Raw genomic sequence first — 25,146 nt, 5'->3', positions numbered from 1 at the left:
GAAGGAGTAATTACATGGATAATCATGAAAAAATACGTCAATACATTAAAAAAAATCTTATTATTTTTAATGCAGAGGAAACTATTGTTGCTAATGATGACAACATATTTGAAAAAGGTTATGTAAATTCGCTCTTTGCTATGCAAATGTTAAATTTCATAGAAACGGAGTTTGATATAGTAGTAGATAATGATGAACTTGATATTATTAACTTTTCTACTATTAATAATATGGTTGATCTAATTAACAAAAAGAAGAATGGAAATTTCACGGTATGAGTAATGCAGAAGGGATTCTGGGAGTAGTTGATGAGTTTGCGGAAAAGAGGCTTCGGCCTCGAGCAAGTGAGTTTGAAAGTAATGAAGAGCTTCCCTATGATGTGATACAAGAACTCTCAAGTTATGGTGTATTGGGTGCAACGATACCAAAAGAATATGGGGGACTTTCTCTTGATTCTTTAGATTATGGTCGTCTTACTGAAATCATTGGTAAAGCTTGTAATTCGGTTCGTGAATTACTTACAGTTCATGTATCTTTAGTAGGGGAATCAATTAAAAGGTGGGGGACTCAAGAGCAAAAGAGAAAGTGGTTACCTGAGATGGCAAAGGGGAACCTATTATTTTCATTTGCCCTAACTGAGCCAGAGGTTGGTTCTGATGCAAAAGCTGTTAGAACTTCCTATAAACAAGTTAATGATCATTTTATTCTTAATGGGCACAAAAAATGGATTTCTTTTGCTGACATTGCGGATTGTTTTTTAGTTTTTGCGTCTAGTGAGGGAAAAGTTAGCGCCTTTATTGTTGAACGGTCAATGACGGGTGTTTCTACAAATAAAATGAGTAAACTGTTAGCAAGTAATTCCTCGCATATAGCTGAGATTCATTTGCAAGATGTAAAGGTACCAGCTGAAAATTTGTTAGGACCAATTGGGGGTGGATGGAGTTATGTAGTTAACACAGCTCTTGATCATGGTAGATATAGTATTGCCTGGGCGGGAGTAGCCATTGCTCAAGAAGCACTAGAAGCAATGGTAGCTTATTCAAGAAGAAGAAAACAAGGGAATAAATATATATGTGAATATGAAGCAATTCAAACAATTTTAGCAGAAGCAAGTGTAAATATAAAAGCAGCTCGTTCGTTATGCCAAGAGGCTGGGAAAAAGCGTCAGGATAGACATACTGATGCTGTAATTGAAACAACCATTGCAAAATATTTTGCCTCAAAGATGGCTATGAAGGTAGCCACAGACGCTGTCCAAGTGTTTGGTGGAAACGGATTTTCAAGAGAATATCCTGTTGAGCGTTTATTTAGGGAAGCAAAGGTTTTAGAAATTATTGAAGGTACCTCGCAGGTACTTCAGCCAATTATTGCGCAGCATGCACTTCACACTTGTTCTCAAAAGGGAGGACTTTTAAGAATATGATTTATGAATTGGTAAAAGAAAAGGATGAATTCAAACAAATATCTCCACTTCTCGTTGATTATAAGAACCATCCAATACTTAACGGTATAACTTATGGTTACAATAAGGGACATATTTATGTGGATAATCCTAATAACCCTAGATGTGCACTTGTATGGGCAGAACAAGAAATTTTTTATTTATTAGGTGATCCTACAAGTAATTTTGTTTCAAGTCTACCAACTTTTATTAAAGAAGTAATTGCACCTGAGGCTGAGCAGATAGGGGATGACTTTTTTCAGGTTGAATTATTACCCGAATCAAAATGGAAACAGGTTGTTGAGGAACAATTGCAAATGTTTATTCCTAAACCTTACACTCGAGTAACATTTACTTTTGATCCGGAGTCTTATAATAAGTTATCTAAACCTAATATGCCTGATGAGGTAACGGTGGAACGTATTACAATCGAAATGCTATCAGATAAAAAGTTCGCAATGGTACGGGATGATATTGTTGATTTTTGGGAGTCAACTCAGGATTTCATCCGAAATGGATTTGGTTATGTAGTAATGGTACATGAACAAGTTGTAACTAGTTGCTTATCGGTTTTTGCAACAGATACTGATGTGGAAATTGGAATTAATACTTATGATTTATTCCAGCGAGGTAAAGGGTATGCTTGGTTGGCTGCAAGAGCATTCTTGGAGGACTGTTTAAGGCAAGGAAGAACACCACATTGGAAGACGGAGGATTTTCGTATTCCATCTATTAAACTAGCGGGAAAAGTTGGATTCACAAATCTTCAAACCTATACAGCTTATGTGTTTCCTTATAACGAATTAGATAATTTCGTTTTTACCGCGTACCATCAATTAAGATACTATTCAAATTTTAATAAAGCTAGTGAGTTTGTACAAAAAGCTCGTACTCTAGGAGATTTAAATGCATGGCATCACTTTTTACTTTCATGTGGTTATTCATTAATTGATAGAATCGATCTTTCGTTAAAGCATATGAATCTTGCACTAGATCTAGGATGGAATGATGTATCAGATATTCGCTATGTAGTTGATTTAGTGAATTTAAGAAAAACTGAAGAGGGACGAGCTTTATTAGATAGAGTTGAAGATAGTTTAAGATGAAAATAAGGGAGATAAAAAGATGAATATTGTATTTATGTTTCCTGGCGTAGGATCCCATTATTCTGGAATGGGTAAGTACCTTTATGAAAACTTCCCTGTAGCACGTGAGATATTTGAAGAAGCAAGTGACACTCTAAAAATAGACATGGCTTCCCTTTGTATGGAGAAGATATACAAAGCTGACCTTGAAAAGTTACAAAATTCACAGACTGCTTTAGTAACAACTAGCATGGCAGCTTTTCGAGTTTTTGAACAAGAAATAGGCAATAAACCAGAGGCAATGATTGGATATTCTTTGGGAGAATATACAGCTCTATGTGCTTCTGGAGCAATTGCATTTTCAGATACCTTAAAATTAGTACAAGAACGTAGTACGATTTTGAGTAGCTATGCATTGACTATAGATGGAACTATGGCATGGGTTAACAATCTTGCTCCAGAAATTGTTGAAGGTATTTGTTCAGAATTGTTAACCAAGGGACAGGAAGTATATATATCGGCTTATGACACTCCAAATAAAACATCAATTTCTGGTACAAACTCTGCGGTTCAGTTAGCTTGTGAAATGGTAGTAGAGCATGGGGGAATTGCAATCCCCCTTAAATTAAGTGGGCCATTTCATTCTCCTATGATGCAACCTGCTGCTGAAAAATATAAGAGTGTACTAGAAAATATAGATATGAAACAGCCATTAGTACCTGTCATAGCGAATCATGATAGTTCAATGTATAAAGGTGTAGAAAATATTAGAGAAAACCTTTACTTACAATTAATAAAGCCTGTGAAATGGTTGGACATGATTCACTATCTAATGAATCAAGGGTCGATGAAAGCTATTGAAATGGGACCAAAGGAAGTCTTGAAGTATCTTCTGCAAGCTATTAACCCTGCTATATCGACATGTAATTATGAAAGGGAGAAAGATATCCTAAATACAAAAAATTCTTTTACATTACAAGAATCTGATTATGAAGAAGTAATATCAGGGTGTTTAACTGTAGTTGTAAGTACAAAAAATTATAATACAGATTTAAGTGAGTATCAGAAAAAGGTAGTACGCCCATTTCAAAAGGTCCAAAGTCAATTCGAAGAAAAAATTAATTCGGGGTATTCAGTGGAGAAAAGTGATGTAGAAGAAGCAATCCAAATGATGAAAATAGCACTTACTGAAAAACAGATTAAAGAGAGAGAACAAAAACGTTACCTGCAAAGAGTTCTTCAATGTAAAAGTTTTTAGATATAAATTACAAATATATTAAGGGAGCGATGATGGATAAATGTTCAAGAAAATTGGTATTGTAGGTGCTGGAACAATGGGGATCGGCATGGCAGTAGATTTAGTGCTGCATGGTCTAGAAACGGTATTAATTGATGTTACAGAAGAGCAGTTAGAAAAAGCGGAAGAGAAAATATTAGAGACAGTTCGCTTTGCTCCTCTGATTAATAAAGCATTTCCTAGAATGCATAAGGAAGAAGTACTTTCGTTAATAAGTAGCTCGACTAATCTTGATGAAGTGGCTGAATGTGATTATATAGTAGAGAATGTTCCAGAAAACTGGCAAATTAAAGAGCCGATCTATAGAAGATTAGATGAGATATGTAAAAAGGATACAATTTTCGGGGTCAATACGTCTTGTATCTCAATAACAAAAGTAGGAGGAGTAACAAAGCGTCCAGATAAAATAATAGGAATGCATTTTATGAATCCGGTATATATGAAACCATCTATAGAAGTTATTAGAGGGCATTTAACTTCAGATGAAACGGTCGAGAAAGCTCAATCTTTCCTCAAACAATTAGATAAAGATGCAATTGTTGTTAATGATCAGACTGGTTTTGTTTCTAACCGTATCTCCCACTTATTCATGAATGAATCAGCTTGGGTTGTAATGGATGGTGTAGCAACACCTAAACAGGTAGACGATATATTTAAAAAATGCTTCGGACACACAATGGGTCCATTAGAAACAGCAGATTTAATTGGGTTAGATACAGTATTACATTCATTAAATGTACTTTATGAGGAATATCAAGATCCAAAGTTTAGATGTTGCCCATTACTTAAAAAGATGGTAGATGCAGGTGAATGTGGTAGAAAGAGTGGTAAAGGTTTTTACGCTTATTAAAATTAAAAATTACAAATAGGGGTGTATAAAATGCAAGATAAAAATTTGGAACAAATTATTCATATGTATATTCAAGATCATGTAGGTATTGAATTTAATGATGATACTGAGATTTTTGAAGAAGGATTAGTTAATTCTTTATTTGCAATCCAATTGATGACTTTTCTTGAAAAAGAATTTGCCATAAAGGTAACTATGGATGACTTAGATATGGATAACTATAAGTCTGTAAATTCTATTGGTAATTTTATAAGAAATAAGCAAATGGTTCGGTAATGGACATGAAACAATACTTAGAGCCATCTCAACATAAAATGTATCAGAATTTTTTGGATTTTGTTTGTGAAAATATAGAACCTCATGCTAATAGGTGGGAGATTGAACAAGGCATTCCATCAGATATTATAAAGACTTGTGCTAAAAATGGTTATTTAGGTGGAACTCTTCCAGCAGAGTATGGTGGATTAGAGTGGGATTATGTAACGTATGGGTTATTTACTGAAGCGATAGCAAGAGGTAGTGTCTCTCTTTCGGGATTATTTAATGTCCATACGATGGTAACAGAAACGATTTTAAAATGGGGAACAGAAAATCAAAAAAATCAGTGGTTACCATTACTTGCATCTGGTAATCAAATAGCTGCATTAGCTCTTACTGAACCTGGAGCAGGATCAGATTTAAATATGATTAAAACGAACTTCGATCAACACGGGGATAAATTAATACTTAATGGAGTGAAGAAGTGGATCACTTTTGGTGCAGCTGCTGATGTGTTTTTGGTATTTGGAAAACTAAATGGTGAACAACCAATTGCCTGTTTAGTACCAAAAGATAGTGTGGGTGTAAATGTTACTCATATAAGAGACATGCTTGGATTTAAAGCTGCATATTTGGCAGAAATTGAATTCAATAATGTAGAAATACCTTTAGAAAATATCATTGGTAGACCAGGATTTGCTTTTACTTACCTTGCACCGTATGCTTTAGAATTTGGGCGTATTTCAATTGCCTTTGCTGCTCTTGGTGTATTACGTACTTGTTTAGAAATCTGTGGGAATCATGTATTACATAGAAGCGCATTTGGTAACTCTCTAATTGATCATGGCATGATTTCACATATGGTTACGGATATGGGAGTAGATTTAGAAGCTTCTATACTCCTTAGTTTAGAAGCTTGTAAGGCCAAAAATGAACATCGAGCTGATGCTACTGAAAAGATTATGATTGCAAAATATTTTGCATCGCGCTCAGGTACAAGGCATTCAACGAATGCTGTACAGATTATGGGAGCACTTGGTTGTAATGATAATTATTCAATATCAAGGTGTTTTAGAGATTCTAAAACAATGGAGATCGTTGAGGGGAGTAATCAGATTCATCAGCTATTACTTGGTAAGGGATTTGCTAAAAAAGCGAAACGTGCCATTGAAAAAATACCTGTAACTAAAGGAGTGATACAACCCGGATGAGTACATGTATACAAAAGCTGTTTGAAGAACAAGTAGTCCGTACGCCAGATGAGGTTGCTGTTATCTTTAAAAAAGAAACATTAACCTATAAGGAATTAAATGAAAAAAGTAACCAATTAGCTCGTCTTTTACGTGAAGGTGGAGTTGGTCCAGATACAGTTGTAGGTATTATGGTAGAGCGATCTATCGAAATGGTTGTCGGAATTTTCGGGATATTGAAAGCGGGCGGAGCATATCTTCCGCTTTCCCCGAATCATCCATCATCACGATTACAATTCATTATAGAAGATAGCGGTGCTAAATTAATACTTACGCAAAAGCAAATCCTACATCGTTTTCAAGATAGTTTGAAAGCTGATATGTTGGCTTTAGATTCGATTTCCTATGAAGGAAAGAGTGAAAATCTAGAGTGTATTAACAAACCCTCTGATCTTGTGTACGTAATATACACTTCCGGTTCAACCGGGAAACCTAAGGGTGTTATGATTGAGCATTCGGCCTTGATAAATCGAATTGAGTGGATGCAAGAGGCTTATCCAATTAGTTCAAAGGATACTATATTACAAAAGACCCCTTATACATTTGATGTATCCGTATGGGAAATGTTCTGGTGGTCCATAGTTGGAGCCAAAGTATGTATTCTTGCGCCAGGGATGGAGAAGTTTCCACAGGCTATTATTGAGACAACTGAAAGTAATGACGTGACAATTATGCATTTTGTACCATCTATGTTAAGTGCATTTTTACACTATCTTGATGTGACAGGTGAAACTAACCGAATAAAATCGTTGAAACAAGTATTTGTTAGTGGTGAGGCACTACTATCTCAACATGTAAACCGTTTTAACAAGCTGCTAAATTTCTCTAATGATACACTTCTTACTAATCTGTACGGACCTACTGAAGCAACCATTGATGTGACTGCTTATGATTGTCCGACATATGAGATTACAGAAGGGAGCGTTCCAATAGGGCGACCAATTAAGAATATTGAGATGTTTGTTGTTGATAAATATGGTAATAAACTTCCGGAAGGCCATATAGGAGAATTATGTATCTCAGGTATAGGATTAGCACGTGGATATGTAAATAGGCCGCAATTAACGGCAGAAAAGTTTGTACAATATTCCCTTGATACCCGTATATATAAAACCGGTGACTTAGCTTTAATAAGATCGGATGGAAATATTGAGTTTCATGGAAGAATTGATTTTCAAGTTAAAGTTAATGGGCTTCGTATTGAGTTAGGGGAAATAGAATCGTGTTTAATGTCTTGTGAAGGAGTTTTACAATGTGCGGTAATTGTAAGACAAGAATCTGAGATGGTAGTTAAGTTAATAGCTTTCTATGAGTCAGAAAATGATATTGAGTTAGAGAGGTTAAAAAAATATCTACGCTTATTTTTACCAGATTATATGATACCTAACAGTTTTGTACGTGTAAATGAAATGCCATTAACGGATAGCGGAAAGATAGATAGAAAAGTACTTGCCTTATTAGGTTCCGATAAATATTCACACCATACCACACTTGTAGGAGGTTCTGTTAATGAGGAAAGCAGTAAAGATTCATAAAGAAGATATTGAAGATGTAATCGCCCTTACACCAGTGCAGGAAGGTATTCTTTATCATTATTTGAAAGAACCCGAAGGAAAGCTATATCATGAAGAACTTCGACTTTGCTTAACTGGAAAAATTAATATTCCAAAGTTTGAAGAGGCGTGGAATTATGTAACGCGGGAAAATGAAATGCTGCGTACAATTTTTCGATGGGAAAAAGTTAAACAACCTGTACAACTTATACTAAAAGAGCATACTCCGAACATTATATATAGTGATGGTAAAGTCTCTAATGATATAGAAAGCTTTGATTTACAAACAGTTCCCTTTTCTATTGAACTATGCCACTTGAACGAAGGCGAATATGAAATGGTTTTACGTCATCATCATATTTTGTTTGATGGTTGGAGTAATAGTATTATTTTACAAGAGTTTATTAAGGTATATCGAGAGTTAATAAAGGGAGATGTACCATCATCTATAAATAAAAAGAAATTTAAAGAATATATACTATGGCAACAAAAACAAGATAAATCAAAACAAAAGCTTTTTTGGGAACAATATTTAAATGAATTAACTGAACAAATAAATTTATCCAATAAAAATTCTAATCAACTAAAAAAAGCAAAAACATATGTAAAAGAGATAGATAAAGAGCTAAGTGATAGATTTCGAAGTTTTGCAAGTAATCAAGGTGTAACATTGGCTACATTATTCTATACAGCCTGGGGTCTATTATTACAAAGGTACAAAAATTCAGAGGACGTAATATTCGGTACAACAGTATCCGGGCGTTCAATTCCAATGCACGGTCTGAGTGAAATGGTAGGTTTATTTATAAATACACCACCACTTCGTGTAAGTGCTGATGGGAGAATGACTGTTTCAGATCTTTTACAAAGAATTCAAAGTGATGTCCAAAGAAGAACTGAATATGAAACGACTCCAATTGTTGATTTAAACGTGTCATTCGACACTATTATGGTAGTTGAGAATTATCCTCTTGATATAGAAAAGCTGAAAGAAATTGATGAAAGTGTAAGAATTTCAGGTTATGAAGTAAATGAAATGACCAACTATGATTTAACCGTCTCAATAGAGTGTTTCGATTCTATTAAACTTGCAATGATGTGGCCTGAAGATGTATTTGATGAATCTATTATTATCAGTATAACTAACCATTTTATACAGCTATTAGATTCAATGCTTTTAGATGAAGGACAACCAATACAAACTCTTAAAATGTTAGATGAGGCAGAAGAAAAGTTTTTGCTTCAAGGTGGTCAAAATCAAAGTGCTACATTCCCACACACAACACTTCATCAATTAATTGAGATGCAAGCTGAAAAGCATCCTGAGAGAGTAGCACTTACATTTGAGAATAGTGAGATGACTTATGGAGAGTTGAATGAGCGTGCGGATAAAGTGGCATTTGCTCTTTTAAAAGAAGGTGTAACTTTAGATTCTCCAGTAGTTGTAATGTTGGATTACTCATTTAATATGATTATCTCTCTACTTGGTATTTTAAAAGCAGGTGGGGCTTATGTTCCAATTGATCCTGATTATCCTCAGGAACGAATTGATTTTATTCTTCAAGATAGTGGTTCAAATGTAATAATAACCTCAAATTTATTTGAGGATAAAGTTAAATTTGATAGCACAATGCTTTTTATTGAAGAACTTAATGAGACACCGATGCAAGATTTCGAGAGAGTAGATGTTGCCCCAAATAATTTAGCATATGTCATTTATACTTCTGGAACAACAGGACGTCCTAAAGGGGTTATGATTGAACATAGTAATGTAATACAACTTGTCATGCATCAACCAAATAGTTTTAAATTCTCTAGTAATGATGTGTGGTTACTATTTCATTCTTTCTGTTTTGATATGTCAGTTTGGGAGATATTTGGATCACTTACTTATGGTGGACGTCTTGTCCTGGCAACAAAAGAAACAATCCGTGATACGTATAAACTTGCTCAGTTGATTGCAGATGAGGGAGTAACGGTATTGAATCAAACTCCATCTGCATTCTATGTTTTTCAACAAGTAGTTGAAGAGATGCCTAAACTCACTTTTAAAATTAGGTTAATTACATTTGGAGGGGAAATGCTGAAGCCAGGTTTACTGCAAAGTTGGTTTAAGCGTTCACCTAATACGGTCATAGTAAATATGTATGGAATAACTGAGACGACAGTACATGTTACTTATAAGGAAATTGGAGAAAAAGAAATGCACAGTAATCTTAGTGCTATAGGCGTGCCTCTTCCTACGTATTCGTGCTATGTATTTGACAAACATATGAATCCTACACCTAAGGGAATGCAAGGGGAACTTTATGTTGGAGGATATGGAGTTGCGCGGGGATATCTAAATCGTCCTGAACTAAACAGTGAACGTTTTATACAGAATCCTTATAATCCAAGTGAAAGATTATATAGATCAGGAGATTTAGTTCGTATTCTTGAAAATGGCGAGATGGAGTATATAGGTCGTAGTGATCATCAAGTGAAGATACGTGGTTATCGAATCGAAACAGGGGAAATAGAACATCATTTACAACAGCATGCGGATGTGAAGGAAGCGGTAGTTTTATCTATTGCTTTTGGAGAGGAGCAAGAACTGTGTGCTTATATACTAACTGATCAAGATATATCTCAAAATGAATTACGTTATTATCTTACTGACAAAATACCTTCGTATATGATACCTATGTGTTTTGTGCTTTTAAGTGAAATGCCATTAACTACGAATGGAAAAGTTAATCGTCGTGCTTTACCTAAGCCTACTAAGTTAGTACAACCAAATGATTTGCTAGATGAGCTTGAAACAACAGTAGCTGATGTTTGGAAGGAAGTTTTGGGGGTAGAAAAAGTAGGATTGTATGATAATTTCTTTGATGTTGGAGGGAACTCCTTAAAAATGGTTCGATTGTTCTCTCGTTTACGAAGCAAGTTTGAAAAAGAACTTACAATGCCTATGTTATTCCGATACCCAACGGTTCATGATCAAGCTTCCTACTTTAGAAGTGATAATGATATGGACCACCATCCTGAAGAAGTTAAGAAAGAAAATCTTTTATCTATGAATAAAAATGATGTAGCAGTGGTTGGTATGGCGGTTCGTATGCCAGGTGCATCTAATCTTAAGCAATTCTGGTCAAACTTAGAAAAAGGGATAGAATCCATTCGTACATTTACAGATGAAGAACTTAGTGAGATGGGCATACCAAAAGAAGTGATTCAAAAACCTAATTATATAAAATCTAAAGGGTATTTAGAAGATGTAGATGCATTTGATAATGAATTTTTTGATTACAGTCTAAAAGAAGCTGAAATGATGGATCCACAACTGCGTATACTTCATGAATGCGCATGGGAAGCACTAGAACAAGCAGGTGAGGTTAATTCTTCTCATATGAATACAGGAGTTTATGTTGGAGGATCACCAAATTTCCACTGGCTTCGTTCTATTGCTAGTGAATCTTCTAATACATTAGAAGATTTCCAAGCAATGTTGTTAAACGAAAAAGATTTCTTTGCTACTCGATTGGCTTATAAATTAAATCTAAAAGGACCAGCGATTACAGTACAAACTGCTTGTTCTACCTCCTTAGTTGCTATTCAAAATGCATGGGCAGATCTTATCGATGGACGATGCGATATAGCCTTGGCCGGGGGAGTAAGTATAACTTATCCAACGAAAACAGGATATTTATATGAAGATGGTATGATTTTCTCACCAGATGGTCATTGTCGTGCTTTTGATAAGGATGCGCAAGGAACAGTGGGTGGAAATGGTGCTGGTATTGTAGTACTGAAAAGGTTAGAGGACGCTCTTCGAGATGGAAATTTAATACATGGAGTTATTAAAGGAGCTGCAGTAAACAATGATGGGTCCAATAAGGCTGGATTTACAGCGCCAGGGGTTGATGGACAAGCTGCTGTTATAAAATCGGCTCATAAAATAGCTGGTGTTAAGCCTGAAGAAATCTCATATATAGAAACTCATGGTACTGGTACGCAACTAGGTGATCCTATAGAAGTAGAAGCATTGAAGTTAGCTTTTGGTAAGCAAGAACCAGGTAGAGTTTTAATTGGATCAGTGAAGACGAACATTGGACATTTAGATGCTGCAGCAGGAGTCGGAGGATTTATAAAGACGGTCTTAGCTTTGAAAAACAAGAAAATTCCGCCGAGCCTTCATTATAATAACCCAAACCCTAGCATTGATTTTGGGAAAAATCCGTTTCGTGTAAATACGGAACTTATCCCATGGAAAGAAGAGGTAAGAAGAGCAGGTGTTAGTTCGTTTGGGATGGGTGGAACTAATGCACATATAGTGTTAGAGTCTGTTCCTGACAATGCTAAGAATTTTGAAAAACAATCTTGGAACTTATTAACTGTTTCAGCAAAAACAGAGGAATCTTTAGATAAAGCTACTAACGATCTATTAGTGTATTTGAAGGAGAATCCAGAGATATCACTATCTGATACAGCTTATACATTACAAAAAGGTCGTCGTGAATTTCCATATAGAACTGCTGTAGTTGCTAATGGAATAGAGGATGCCATAGAAAAACTTGTTGATACAGGACTAGAGAAAACAAACGCAATGGAGAGTAGACCTTTAGCCTTTCTTTTTTCAGGGCAAGGATCACAGTATATCAATATGGGTAGAGATTTATATGAAAATGAACCTGTATTTCGTGAACACGTTGATCAAGGTTTAGCCTTACTCTCAAATTGGCTAGATATAGACATGAAAAATATTTTGTATCCTACAAAGGAGACAGAGGATAAAGCAACTGAACAGTTAAATAGAACTTCAATGACGCAACCTCTACTATTCACTATTGAATATGCATTAGCCAAGCTTCTAATGAATTGGGGTGTTTATCCAAGGGTAATGTTTGGCCATAGTATTGGTGAGTTTGTAGCAGCTTGTTTAGCAGAAGTAATGTCTTATGAAGATGCATTACATTTAGTAATGATTAGAGGGAAGTTAATGAATAGCGTATCAGAAGGCGCTATGCTAAGTGTAAATTTATCTGTTGAAGAATTACAAACCTATATAACAGATGATGTAGATATAGCGGCTGTAAATTCCTCTCAACATTCAGTAATTTCTGGTACTGTACTTTCAATCAATAAAATTGAGGAATTACTTTTAAATCATGGAGTAAAGACAACGCGTCTATTTACTTCGCATGCTTTCCATTCTCGAATGATGGATGAAGTTCTAGATTCATTTGAGCAAGCTGTAGGAAATATAAAATTATCAAGTCCTAAAATACCTTATATATCTAATGTTACAGGTGAAATGATTACAGCAAATCAAGCCGCATCACCTTCTTATTGGGCACAGCATCTACGAAGTACTGTTCAATTTTCAAAGGGATTATCTGAAATTTTTCATTTAAAAAATGTAATTTGCCTTGAGATTGGCCCAGGTAATGCATTATCAACTTTTGTATTAAAACATTTAAATAGAAGTAAAGATCAATTGGCTTTAAACATGTTGCGTCATCCTCTGGATAAATCAAATGACTTCGAGCTTTTATGCAAGCAAATGGGACGGTTATGGATGCAAGGTGGAACTATAAATTGGAATACTTTTAATAACAGTGAAAATAAAAGGTTATTAGATTTACCAACGTATCCTTTCATGAAAAAACGATTTAAAGCTGATCCATTTTTTAATACACAATCTCAGAGTTTAACTCAGGAAACAAGAGGCCATAATAAACAGGCTAATATTAAAGACTGGTTTTATTTGCCTTCTTGGGAACGCAAAACATTAAAATCTATACAAATAAAGAAAGAACAAAAATATAAATGGCTTATTTTCAATGATCATCTAAATCGATTCAATCGACTAATAGAAAAATTAAAAAGAGAAGGTCATGATGTAATTGAAGTTAAAACAGGTGGTATTTTCTCTGAAAAATCCGACGGTTTATATACGATATGTCCATCTCAAAAAATGCATTATGAAATGCTATTTTCAGAATTAGAACAAAAAGATTTATTACCAAATAAGATTATACATGCTTGGAGCTTTAATCCAGTTAATGAGGTTATTCTCGATCAAGAGAGAATTGAACGATCAATGGATGAAGGATATTATTCGTTACTTTATATTGCACAAACAATTGGGAAAATTAATTATGAGGGAGCATTACAGTTAAATATCTTTACTGACCGTATGTTCGAAGTTACAGGTACAGAGCTGAATTTAAAACCAGAGCAAGCTACAATTCTAGGCTTTTCAAAAATATGCAATCTTGAGTTTCAAAATATAAAATGTCGTACCATTGATATGGATACAGATTCTCAACAAATGTTTGAAGAAGCGGGTTTAATGGAGAGTTTTGTGGATTCTACTGATATAGTTGTAGCTTATCGAGGACGTCATCGATGGGCGCAAACGATTATTCAAAGTCCTTTTGAGGAAGAAGATGTAGAAATTGATAGATTACGAGAGAGTGGCGTCTATCTAATTACTGGTGGACTTGGTGGAATTGGATTTGAAATTGCAAAAGATTTAGCTAATAGAGTACCAAATGTCAAACTTATATTGATTGGCCGCTCAGAGTTCCCGCCTCGTAATCAATGGGAACAGTACCTAGAAAATAAAGACGAGCGTGTAAGCCGAGTTATTTCTGATTTGTTGACGATGGAGTCTCAAGGTGCAGAATACATGATACTAAGTTCTGATGTTTCCAATCAAGATGATATGAAACAGGCAATTGAAAAGGCTAAATCTCGTTTTGGTTCTATTAATGGTGTAATTCATGCAGCAGGTGTCGCTGATTATCTAGGTATTATGATGAATCGTGAAAAAGAATCTAATAATAAAATTTTAGCTCCGAAAATTAAAGGTACACTAGTACTCGATGCTTTATTAAAAGATGAACCAATTGATTTCTTTGTACTATGTTCATCAATTGGTAATGTGGCGTATCATATGAAATTTGGTCAGAGTGGTTATAATGCAGCGAATGAATTTTTAGATGCATTTGCGTTTTATAAGCGGGCTCATGATGGAGTGTTCACTGTAGCTATTAACTGGCCAGATTGGCAAGAGGTGGGTATGTCACTTAAGTCTGCTGAAATATGGGCAAAGCAATTTAATATGGATATGGAAAGTGTATTACATGATGGTGTAACTGTAGAAGAGGGCTTAAAGGTATTCCGTAGTATTATCAATAGAAATCAACAACAAGTTGTGGTTTCTCCAATAGATTTACATTGGAAACTTTTAAATGGTGCCAACTATTATAATGAACTATTGGAAAAAGGAAGTAAGAATAGATTAAAGCAGAATCGTTCAGATGTTTCCACAACGTATAGACCACCAACTAATGAAATTGAACAACAATTATACGAATTATTAAAAGATATGTTTGGAATTGAAGAAATAGGAATTTACGATAATTTCTTCGATCTAGGAATGAGTTCTTTAGATCTTGTTCGTATTAATGTGAAATTAAAAGAAGCTTTTAAACGAGACTTACCTATAGTTGTTCTTTATGAGCATACGTCAATTAAATCTCTTGCTAAATATTTAAGTAATCAAGAAGTAAATAACAATTTAACAAATAAAAAAGAGTTATTGAAAGCGAAATCGGTTATGAAAAATACATTATCTGCTTTAAAAAGTAGAAAGTAGTAAAGGGAGGGGAACAACATGATTAATAAAGAAGTAGTTCCGTCAAAAGTTGAGTTTTGCTGGGGATTACCTGTTATTCCAACGCCACAAACAAAAGAACTTCTAGAGGAATATGTTAATCAAGCTAAAAGAGCCGAGAAGAATAACTTTGACTCGGTATTGGTTTCGATTGCACCAACATCTGTTGATCCAATGATAGCAGCGTCTATGATTGGAATGAATACGGAGTTTGTAAAGATTTTGGTTGCGCAAAATACAAACCAGATGCTTCCTACTGTAACAGCAAAAGCATTGAATACTTTAAATAGTTTAATTGGTAATCGTGCAGATATTAACATTGTAACTGGTAGTGCCTCGCTTGTCCTTGCGCGTGATGGATTACCAGAACCGCACCATGTTCGATATGCTAGGACAAAAGAATATATTGAGCTGTTACAACAATTAAGACGAGGAGTAACTAGCTATAAAGGTGAGTTTTATCAAGTAGAAAATAGTGATATTTATCCAAAGGAAGATCTCTCTCGAAGTGCCCGCTACTTTGTAGCGGGGTCCTCCGAGGAGGCAATGAGAATAGCTGCAGAGTATGGTGATGCTTATATACTTTATGCAACAGACCGCAAAAGTCTTAGAGAACACTATCAAACAGTTAATAATTACGCTAAGCAATATGGGCGCGAGAAAATTCCAGGTGCTATTTTAGTAGACATCATTGCTCGTGAGACTTCAGAAGAAGCATATGAAGAGGCATATGAATTACTTGAGAGAACACCAGCAGCCTTAAAGAGGATGACTAAGCTATTTTTAGATAATGCAGATTCTGTTGGACTTCGCCGATACAAAGATTTAATTACAAAAGATAGCATGTGGATAGATGATCATCTTTGGGGAGGTCTAAGTTTAGTTAACCCATCTAATTCAATTTCTATAGTTGGTAGCTATGAGGAAGTCATCTCGACGTTAACTGATTTTTGGGAAATAGGGGCAAATTATTTTCTTATTACTTCTCAGATTAGTGAGCATGAAATTGAACGTATTGGTCAAAATGTTGTGCAACCATTTAAAAAGAAAATTGAAAAGTTAATCCAAGTTAACTAAAAGAGGGCTAAAAATATGAAGTTAAACATATGGTTGAAGTTTATCATTTTAATGACTTTAATAGTACTCCCTTATCGACAGGTGGAAGCACAGGAAACGGTACAGTTTAATGAGAAGAAAATACAGAAGCATATAGAAGAACAAATATCTCAAGCGGGTATTCCTGGACTTTCAGTAGTAATTGTAAAAGGAAACGAAACGATTTATAAGAAGAATTATGGCTATGCCGATACAGACAAAAAACGTCAAGTTACGAATGAGACGCTTTTCGAGCTAGGTTCTACTTCAAAAGCTTTTACGGCATTAGCTGTATTGCAGCTAGAAAAAGAAGGGAAAATTAAACTTAGTGATTCTTTAACTAAATATGTTTCATGGTTTGAAATGGAGTATAAAGGCAAACCTTATGAAATTACACTTTATGACTTATTACACCATACTAGTGGAATACCGGAAAAGGCCATTGGATATATTCCTATAACCAATGGCAAAGATTCTATTGAGAAAACGATTAGAAATGTTATGCCAATAGGACTAAACCGAGAGCCGGGTAGCAGTTTTGAATATTCTACGGTTAACTACGATCTATTAGGCTTAGTAATCGAGAAGGCAACTAATCAATCATTTGAAAGATATGTTCAAGATCATGTGCTATCAAAGTTGGATTTATTGAGTACATACGCTGGACGTGAGATGGCCCCATTAGATAACATGGCCCAAGGTTACAAGCGTAATTTCTTACAATCATTACCCTATGACGCTCCTAATTATAGGGGGAATACACCGGCTGGATATTTTATTTCAAATATAAATGATATGGAAAAATGGTTAAAATTACAGCTTGGGGTTGAAAAGCCTAGGATGTTTCCGGAGGAATTGATTAACGATTCTCATAAAGCGAATAGAAAGGTTGCCCCAGATAACAATGGAGCTTCATATGCAGCTGGATGGGAGGTCTATCAAAGTGGTGGAGGGGAAATTTCACATGGTGGAAGTAACCCAAATTATTCATCGTATATTGGTTTCCGTGATGAGGAACAGATAGGGGTCGTAGTATTAGCAAATCTGAATAGTAATTACACTTACTATATTGGTAGCAGTCTTTTAAATATGATGATAGATAAAGAAGTTAAACCGTTACTCTATGATGAATATAAGAAAACAGATCAAATAGGAACAGCCTTATTTGTGATCTCATCTTTGTGTTTACTAACGTTATTGGTCATGTTATTTCATTTAATCAGAGAGATTATTTTTAGAAAAAGAAAATTTATATTACCAACGGGAAAAACATGGTTACATATGGTATTAGTTGTTGCGATATATGGGCTAATGATTTATGCACTCTATCAACTACCAAATCTCTTGTTTGGAGGGCTTCCGTGGGCATTTATAAAAGTTTGGGCTCCTTCAACTGTTGTACTTGCAATATATGCAATTGCGGGGGTGGGTTTGGCCTATGTTATCCATACATTCTTAAATCTGTGTTTTCCAAGACAAAAGGGAAAGTCGCTTTTGACATTAATTGTTTTGGGGCTAATATCAGGATTTGGTAATGCCTTTCTCATTTTTGTGATTAATGAAACGTTTGTTAGATCGAATAATTTGGAAAATGGCTTGTTGTTTTACTTTGTACTTGGAATCGTTATGTATGTCTTTTCACAACGTATTATTAGAACTAGCATTGTATCGTATACAAACGAGCTAGTTTATGAAAAAAGGATGGAATTAACAGATAAGTTGTTACAGACTCCTTATTACAAATTGGAGTTGATTGAGAAGGGCCGAATAGAGGCGACATTAAATAACGATACGGAAGTTATCTCTCGTTCTCTCAATCTATTAGTTACTGCTGGAACAAGTTTATTAACGTTACTGTTTTGTTTTCTCTATCTTGGTGTAATGAATATGTATGCCTTTTTACTATCCTTGTGTATCATCTTTATTACTGCAGGGGTATATTCTCTGATCGGACGGCAAGCAGATAAAGTTTGGAATGAAACAAGAGATATTCAGAATGTATATTTTCGTTTGATTGGTGATCTAAGGCATGGTTTCAAAGAGCTTAGGCTTCATACTGGAAAACGAAACGATTTTCGAGAAGTTATGAATGAAAGCTGTAATAACTATCGTGTTAAACGAACGATAGGAGATATTAAATTTGCAAATGTGTTTGTTCTGGGAGAACTATTATTCATTTTTGTTATTGGTATTGTAGTTTTCGTATTTCCAGAAATTTTTGTTAATATGCCGAAAGAGACGATAAGTAACTATGTAATTGTTTTTCTGTATATGACAGGTCCAGTTAATGAAATACTGGGCGGTATCCCTCAGCTCGTAAATGTACGTATTTCTTGGCAACGTATTCAACAAATGGTGAAGAGTGTAGATCATATAAAGGCAAATGAGCAAATCGCGACAACAAAAGAGTACTTAGATGTGCCAATTTGTTTGCAGCTTCAAAATGTAAGTTATAAGTATAAGAATAAAGATGGAGATTTTACTGGTTTTGGTATTGGTCCAATAGACATGGAGTTTAATTCTGGAGAAATAGTCTTTATTGCTGGTGGTAATGGGAGTGGAAAATCTACTTTATCAAAACTGATTACTGGGTTATATGAACCTAATGAAGGTAACGTTTTATTAAATGGAAAAGAAATAGCTCCAGAGGAATTGAATCAATACTATTCAGCTATCCTTAGTGATTTTCATGTTTTTGATAGGTTATATGGGATTAATACAGAAGGAATGAAAGTAGAAATCGATCATTATTTAGAACTTCTCCAACTGAGTGACAAGGTTGGCATTGAGAATGGGCGTTTTACTACTACGCAACTATCAACTGGACAAAAGAAAAGGTTGGCATTGCTGGTTACGTATTTGGAAGATCGACCTATACTTTTATTTGATGAATGGGCAGCGGATCAAGATCCTGGTTATAGACGCTTCTTTTATGAAGAATTGTTACCTCAAATGCGAGCGAAGGGTAAATGTATTATTGCTATTACTCACGACGATCAATATTTTCATTTAGCAGATAAGCTTATAGTGATGGAGATGGGAACTGTGAAAATGAATAAAACAAAGGAGGCATTATCATGAGTAAGGAAATTAAATGTGTTGTTTGGGACTTAGATTGTACAATTTGGGATGGTGTTTTATTAGAGAGTGGTACAGTTACTTTAAAACCTGGAATTTATGAAATTATATGTGAATTAGATCGACGTGGAATACTGCAATCAGTTGCTAGTAAAAATAACTACGAAGATGCAATAGCTAAATTACGGGAATTTGGAATAGAAGAGTATTTTTTATATCCAGAGATTCATTGGAACTCTAAATCTAGTTCCATTGAGAAAATTAGAAAAAATTTAAACATAGGTATTGATACTTTTGCGTTCATTGATGACCAACCTTTTGAATTAGAAGAAGTACAGAGTGTTCATAATGATATTCTGTGTATACATGTAAATGAATATAAGTCGTTATTAGACTTGCCACGACTACAACCAAAAAGAATTACAGAAGATTCACGCCGTCGAAGACTGATGTATTTAGAAAATCTTAAGAGAACGAAGGATGAAGAAGAATATGAAGGCCCAAAAGAAGAATTTTTAGCTTCACTTGGGATGAATTTTGTGATTAGTGAGGCTCGTGAGGAAGATTTGCAGCGTGCTGAGGAGTTAACAGTACGTACGAATCAATTAAATTCGACTGGTATTACCTATGATTATGATGAATTAAACTATTATCGTAATCATCCAGATTATTTATTATTAGTTTGTGAGTTATCAGATAAATATGGCTCCTATGGGAAGATTGGTTTAACACTTGTAAAAAGGACGGAGGAAGCCGACTGCCTAAAACTTCTTCTCATGTCTTGTCGTGTAATGTCCCGTGGCGTTGGTACTATACTCCTCACATATCTAATGGAAAGAACAAAACAGGCAGGTAAACGCTTTTTGGCTGAGTTTCGACAGACTGACCGTAACCGTATGATGTTTGTTACGTATCGATTAGCTGGATTTAAGGAAACTAGCAACGAAAATGGAATATTAATTTTAGAACATAATCTTGAGAATATAAATCCTTATCCTCACTATATTAATATACAATTTCCGGAAACACCAACGGATGTGGATAGAGGGGAAGTGGAAATATGCAACAAACAATTGTAAAGCATTCTCTTACGCATCCACAAAAAAGAGTTTGGTATAATGAACAAATTTATCCAAACACATCTATGTATAACATCGGAGGGATGGTTCTTATTAATGGGGAAATTAATTTTACAATTTTAGAAAAAGCAATTCAATTATTCATTAAGAAAAATGATGGTTTACGTCTACGGATTTTTCAACAACATAGAGAACCCCACCAATATATATCACCATTTGAACCTACACCAATACGTTTAATTGATTTTTCAAATCATCATAATCCAAGTTTAGAAGCTAGAAAATGGGCCCAGGATGAATTTCAAAAACAAATTCCACTTGAAGGAGGCCCTCTGTTTGAATTTGTGCTCTTGAAAATAAGTGATGTAGAAAGCTCCTATTTTGTTAAGTTTCATCATATTATAGCTGATGGTTGGACAATCCAACTTATGACGAGTCAAATTATCGATTTTTACTCTAAGTTAAAGAATAATGAGCATATAAATGATACGGTTGAATCTACTTATCTGTCTTATTTACAAGCAGAGGAGAAATATCTGGAATCCCCTCGATACGTAAAAAATAAGAATTATTGGAATGAGAAATTTATGAATCTGCCAGATTTCTTTTTATCAAAAACATCTCATTCTCTAGAAGGGAAACGAAAGATATTTTTAATTGAAAAAGAAAAATCGGTTGCACTACAGTCTTTTATACAAAAACATAGAATATCTATGAATACATTATTTTCAACCTTTATGCTTATTTATATTCATAAAATGTATGATCAATCAGACATAATTATTGGATCTCCTGTACTAAATCGTTCCGGCGTACTAGAAAAGAAAATAGTGGGTATGTTTACTAGCACAATGCCGTTACGGTTAAATGTGGATGAAGATGAGAGTGTTCTATCTTTCATTAAAAGAGTAAATCATGAAATAAAACAATGTCTATTTCACCAGCGTTATCCTTATAACTTATTGGTAAAAGACTTGCAATTGACTAGTAAAGGATACGATGGTTTATTTCAATATAGTGTGAATTACTATAATACAAAACTTAAAAATACTATCGATGGATTTTCTTTAGAAAACGTGGAGTTTTATAGTGGCTACCAAGCCTATTCATTGCAGTTAGTTATTAAGGAATGGGCAGATGAAGGTTTAGAAATTCAATATGATTATAAAGTCGCGGATTTTGAAGAAGATCAAATCAATTGTATGCATGAGAGGTTTTTAGCTTTAATAGAACAAGTTATACGTAATGAAGATCAATCAATAAAAGAATTATCTTTGTTATCGGATGATGAACAAAAGTTTATGTTAGAGAAATTTAACAATACAGCTGTTGTGTATCCGAAAGAAAAAACTATTCAAGAATTATTTGAAGAACAAGTAAAACAGACACCAGAAAAAATAGCAATTCAACATGCTGATAGATCAATGACGTATCTTGAATTAAATAAGAAATCTAATCAGTTAGCAAGAAAGTTACGAGAAAAAGGAGTCAAAAATGGTCAAGTCGTGGGTATACTAGCTAAACATTCACTTGAGATAGTAATTGCAATTTGGGGAGTTATTAAGGCTGGAGGTACATATTTGCCTATAGATCCTTCCTACCCAGAGGACCGAATTCGTTATATTTTGAATGATAGCGGCACAACATTACTTTTAACTGACTATACAAATGAGGGTAATTTAGAATATTTAGGTGAGAAAATTAATATATGTGATCAGAAACTTTATGAAGGAGATAATGCCAATCTAACCCTAGTAACTGCACCAAATGATCCAATATATATAATTTATACCTCTGGAACCACGGGGAATCCTAAAGGAACTGTAATCACTCAACGTGGATTGGTTAACTATATTTCCTGGGCTAAAAAGAACTATATTAGTAGTGAAAATGATGTTTTTGCATTATATTCATCCGTTTCTTTTGATTTAACAGTAACTTCAATATTCACTCCTTTAATAAGTGGTTTATTGTTAGTAATATATCATGATAATGAAGATGAGTTTATTTTGTCAAAAATACTAAAGGAAAATGTAGTAACAGTGTTGAAAGTTACGCCTTCACATTTAGCATTGTTAAATAACTATTCACCCCCAAGAGTTTCATCTCTTCGCAGATTGATTGTGGGTGGAGAGGATTTGAAAACCTCAGTAGCCGAAAAGATATATGATCTTTTTAGCGGTAAAGTTGAAATAATTAATGAATATGGACCAACTGAAACTGTGGTTGGATGTATGATTCATCGTTATGATCCAGACCTAGATCGAAGAGCATCCGTACCAATTGGTACACCAGCTGATAATGTTCAAATATATTTATTGGATAAGAATCTTCAGCCGGTTCCTATTGGTGTAAAAGGAGAAATTTATATATCGGGTGATGGGGTAGCTAAAGGTTATTTAAATCGTCCGGATTTAACAGCGAAACGTTTTTTATCCAATCCATTTATTTCGAGTGAGAAGATGTATCGAAGTGGTGACTTAGCTGTCATGTTGCCAAATGGATTAATTGAGTATCAAGGACGGATGGATTCTCAAGTGAAAGTTAAAGGATATCGTATTGAAATAGGGGAAGTTGAGAATGCACTGTTACAACACAAGTCTGTTAAAGATGTAGTAGTGGTGAATTGGCAAGGTGAGGATAATTCAAATCATCTAGTTGCTTACATTGTTTTGAAAGACAGTGTTCAAAATATAGAAATACGCAGCTTTATTTCGCATATGCTACCAAGTTATATGATTCCTTCATTTTTTATCTATATGGATCAGCTACCGCTTACTATCAATGGAAAGGTAGATCGTCAAGCGTTGCCAGATCCGATGTTAAATAACGGTTCTAACCATACTCATTTAGAAGAAGTAGATGAAGATGTTACTGGAATGGTTAGTGAAGTTCTCAAGGAAATATTACAGACTGATAGAATCGAATTGCATAGTAATTTTTATCATTTAGGTGGAGATTCTATTAAAGCGATCCAAGTGAGCGCTAGATTACAAGAACTGGGATGGAAAGTTAGAGTTAAAGATGTACTAAATTATCCAGTTGTAAGTGAATTGGCAGCAATGTTAGTTAAACAAAAAGATGTTACAGTCTCACAAACATTGGTAACAGGAAAGGTAGAGCCTACTCCTATTATGCGTTGGTTCCTTGATCAACAGTTTAAAAACCCGCATCATTGGAATCAATCGGTATTACTGTCTTTGAAGAAGCCGGTTAAAGAAGAATATGTTAATGAGATGTTAAATACGATCATGCATCATCATGATTTGTTACGGCTAAGGTATGAGGATAAGCAGGATTACTTCTATTATGACGAAGATATGTCGATTGTTGATTCTAAGGTTACCATGTTTGATTTGTCTGGAATTCCAATTGAAATGGCTTTGAATCAGGTTCATATAAAAGGCGAAGAGTTAAAAGGAAGTTTAAAATTGAATGTAGGACCATTATTTAAAGGGGCCTTATTCCAGCTTTCAAATAATCAACAGTTGTTGTTATTAACTGCACACCATCTTATTGTTGATGCTGTGTCCTGGCGTATTTTAATTGAAGATGCAAACCGATGTTTGAATAGCTTGTATTTAGGAGAAGTTCCATCGCTACCATTAAAAACTAACTCTTTCCAAGATTGGTCTGAAGCTTTAAATAATCGAGGAGTTAATTTAGTACGTGCTGAATTAGATTATTGGGAATCCATAGATAACACGCTAGATAATAATTTTAAAATTAATAGAGAAAAAGAAAATAGTACTGCTAAAAGTTGTACTACTCTTACCTTTACATTGAATGCAGATGATACAAGAAAACTATTAACTACTGCAAATGTACCTTACAATACACAGCCAATGGAGTTGTTACTTGCTGTGTTGACAGAAAATTTAGGTAGATATACAAACCAAGATCAAATTAAATTTGAGTTAGAAGGCCATGGTCGAGAGGAATTATTTGAGCATCTTGATATTTCACGTACAGTAGGGTGGTTTACGACAATGTATCCTATTGTATTACAAGTTTCGCATAATATTGCTAATCAAATAAAGAGTGTTAAAGAAGAGGTTCGTAAAAGACCTAATAAGGGAATTGGATATGGAATTCTTAAAGAGAAGTTTCCTTCTTGCAAAGATTTAACTCAAAATACAATTCGTTTTAACTATTTAGGAGAGATAGATAATTCTCTCGGGGATGGATGGTTTACTATTGTTGATTATCAAAGTGGCAGTGAACAATCAAAAGATAATCATATTACTGCATTATTAGATATTGTGGCCATGGTTAAGAATAAAAACTTAGAAATTCATGTGACATTTAGTACAAGTCATTTTCAAAAGAATTTTGTAGAAAATTTATTTTCAGATTATCTAGAACGACTACAGATATATATCCAATCCTGTTGTCAAATGCAAACAAAAGAATTTACTTCATCAGATTTTGAAACCTTAAACCTTAGTGATGAAGAAATTGATAATTTGTTTGATTAAACAACTATTTGATGAAAAT

Annotated in this window: 13 protein-coding genes; all 13 read left to right on the top strand. The window is 34.4% G+C overall.

From position 1 onward, the window contains the following. Positions 1 to 14 precede the first annotated feature (14 nt). The 13 genes from MR170_RS05175 to MR170_RS05115 are packed head-to-tail and all read left to right on the top strand — an operon-like array spanning position 15 to position 25,127. Positions 15 to 278 carry an acyl carrier protein gene (locus MR170_RS05175; RefSeq protein ID WP_000368639.1) on the top strand — a complete coding sequence of 88 codons (264 nt, stop codon included), beginning with the start codon at positions 15 to 17 and terminating at the stop codon, positions 276 to 278. Beyond that, the gene (locus MR170_RS05170) at positions 275 to 1,423 is read left to right on the top strand and encodes an acyl-CoA dehydrogenase family protein (protein ID WP_242307489.1); all 1,149 of its coding nucleotides are present in this window, start codon (positions 275 to 277) and stop codon (positions 1,421 to 1,423) included. The genes MR170_RS05175 and MR170_RS05170 overlap by 4 nt, the downstream gene beginning before the upstream one ends. Continuing rightward, on the top strand, positions 1,420 to 2,547 hold the full coding sequence (locus MR170_RS05165; protein ID WP_242307487.1) for a GNAT family N-acetyltransferase: 1,128 nt from the start codon (positions 1,420 to 1,422) through the stop codon (positions 2,545 to 2,547). The genes MR170_RS05170 and MR170_RS05165 overlap by 4 nt, the downstream gene beginning before the upstream one ends. Positions 2,548 to 2,566: 19 nt before the next feature. Then, positions 2,567 to 3,784 carry an ACP S-malonyltransferase gene (locus MR170_RS05160; RefSeq protein WP_242307484.1) on the top strand — a complete coding sequence of 406 codons (1,218 nt, stop codon included), beginning with the start codon at positions 2,567 to 2,569 and terminating at the stop codon, positions 3,782 to 3,784. Positions 3,785 to 3,824: 40 nt separating this feature from the next. Beyond that, complete coding sequence (locus MR170_RS05155; protein WP_000473350.1) at positions 3,825 to 4,673, top strand: 3-hydroxyacyl-CoA dehydrogenase family protein; 849 nt, start codon at positions 3,825 to 3,827, stop codon at positions 4,671 to 4,673. Between the two features lie 30 nt (positions 4,674 to 4,703). Continuing rightward, on the top strand, positions 4,704 to 4,949 hold the full coding sequence (locus tag MR170_RS05150; protein ID WP_001152970.1) for an acyl carrier protein: 246 nt from the start codon (positions 4,704 to 4,706) through the stop codon (positions 4,947 to 4,949). Next, a complete protein-coding gene (locus MR170_RS05145; RefSeq protein ID WP_242307482.1) occupies positions 4,949 to 6,142 on the top strand; it encodes an acyl-CoA dehydrogenase family protein in 1,194 nt (397 codons plus the stop codon). The genes MR170_RS05150 and MR170_RS05145 overlap by 1 nt, the downstream gene beginning before the upstream one ends. Then, positions 6,139 to 7,716, top strand: a complete 1,578-nt coding sequence (zmaJ, locus tag MR170_RS05140; protein ID WP_242307479.1) for a zwittermicin A synthase ZmaJ — start codon at positions 6,139 to 6,141, stop codon at positions 7,714 to 7,716. Before MR170_RS05145 ends, zmaJ begins: the two co-directional genes overlap by 4 nt. Continuing rightward, positions 7,691 to 15,379 (top strand): non-ribosomal peptide synthetase/type I polyketide synthase, encoded by a 7,689-nt coding sequence (locus MR170_RS05135; protein ID WP_242307477.1) that lies wholly within the window; start codon positions 7,691 to 7,693, stop codon positions 15,377 to 15,379. Before zmaJ ends, MR170_RS05135 begins: the two co-directional genes overlap by 26 nt. 18 nt (positions 15,380 to 15,397) lie before the next feature. Continuing rightward, positions 15,398 to 16,474 carry an LLM class flavin-dependent oxidoreductase gene (locus MR170_RS05130; RefSeq protein ID WP_000608545.1) on the top strand — a complete coding sequence of 359 codons (1,077 nt, stop codon included), beginning with the start codon at positions 15,398 to 15,400 and terminating at the stop codon, positions 16,472 to 16,474. A gap of 15 nt (positions 16,475 to 16,489) precedes the next feature. Next, positions 16,490 to 19,573, top strand: a complete 3,084-nt coding sequence (locus tag MR170_RS05125; RefSeq protein ID WP_242307476.1) for a cyclic peptide export ABC transporter — start codon at positions 16,490 to 16,492, stop codon at positions 19,571 to 19,573. Continuing rightward, positions 19,570 to 20,649, top strand: a complete 1,080-nt coding sequence (locus tag MR170_RS05120; protein WP_000031545.1) for an HAD-IIIC family phosphatase — start codon at positions 19,570 to 19,572, stop codon at positions 20,647 to 20,649. Before MR170_RS05125 ends, MR170_RS05120 begins: the two co-directional genes overlap by 4 nt. Continuing rightward, complete coding sequence (locus tag MR170_RS05115) at positions 20,631 to 25,127, top strand: amino acid adenylation domain-containing protein (RefSeq protein ID WP_242307471.1); 4,497 nt, start codon at positions 20,631 to 20,633, stop codon at positions 25,125 to 25,127. Before MR170_RS05120 ends, MR170_RS05115 begins: the two co-directional genes overlap by 19 nt. Positions 25,128 to 25,146: the final 19 nt, after the last annotated feature.

Source organism: Bacillus cereus group sp. BfR-BA-01524 (assembly GCF_022662595.1).
In the GTDB taxonomy this organism is placed as follows: Bacteria; Bacillota; Bacilli; order Bacillales; family Bacillaceae_G; genus Bacillus_A; species Bacillus_A thuringiensis_S.
Note: the sequence above shows the minus strand (reverse complement) of the source record. Positions and strands in the feature narration are given on the sequence as shown.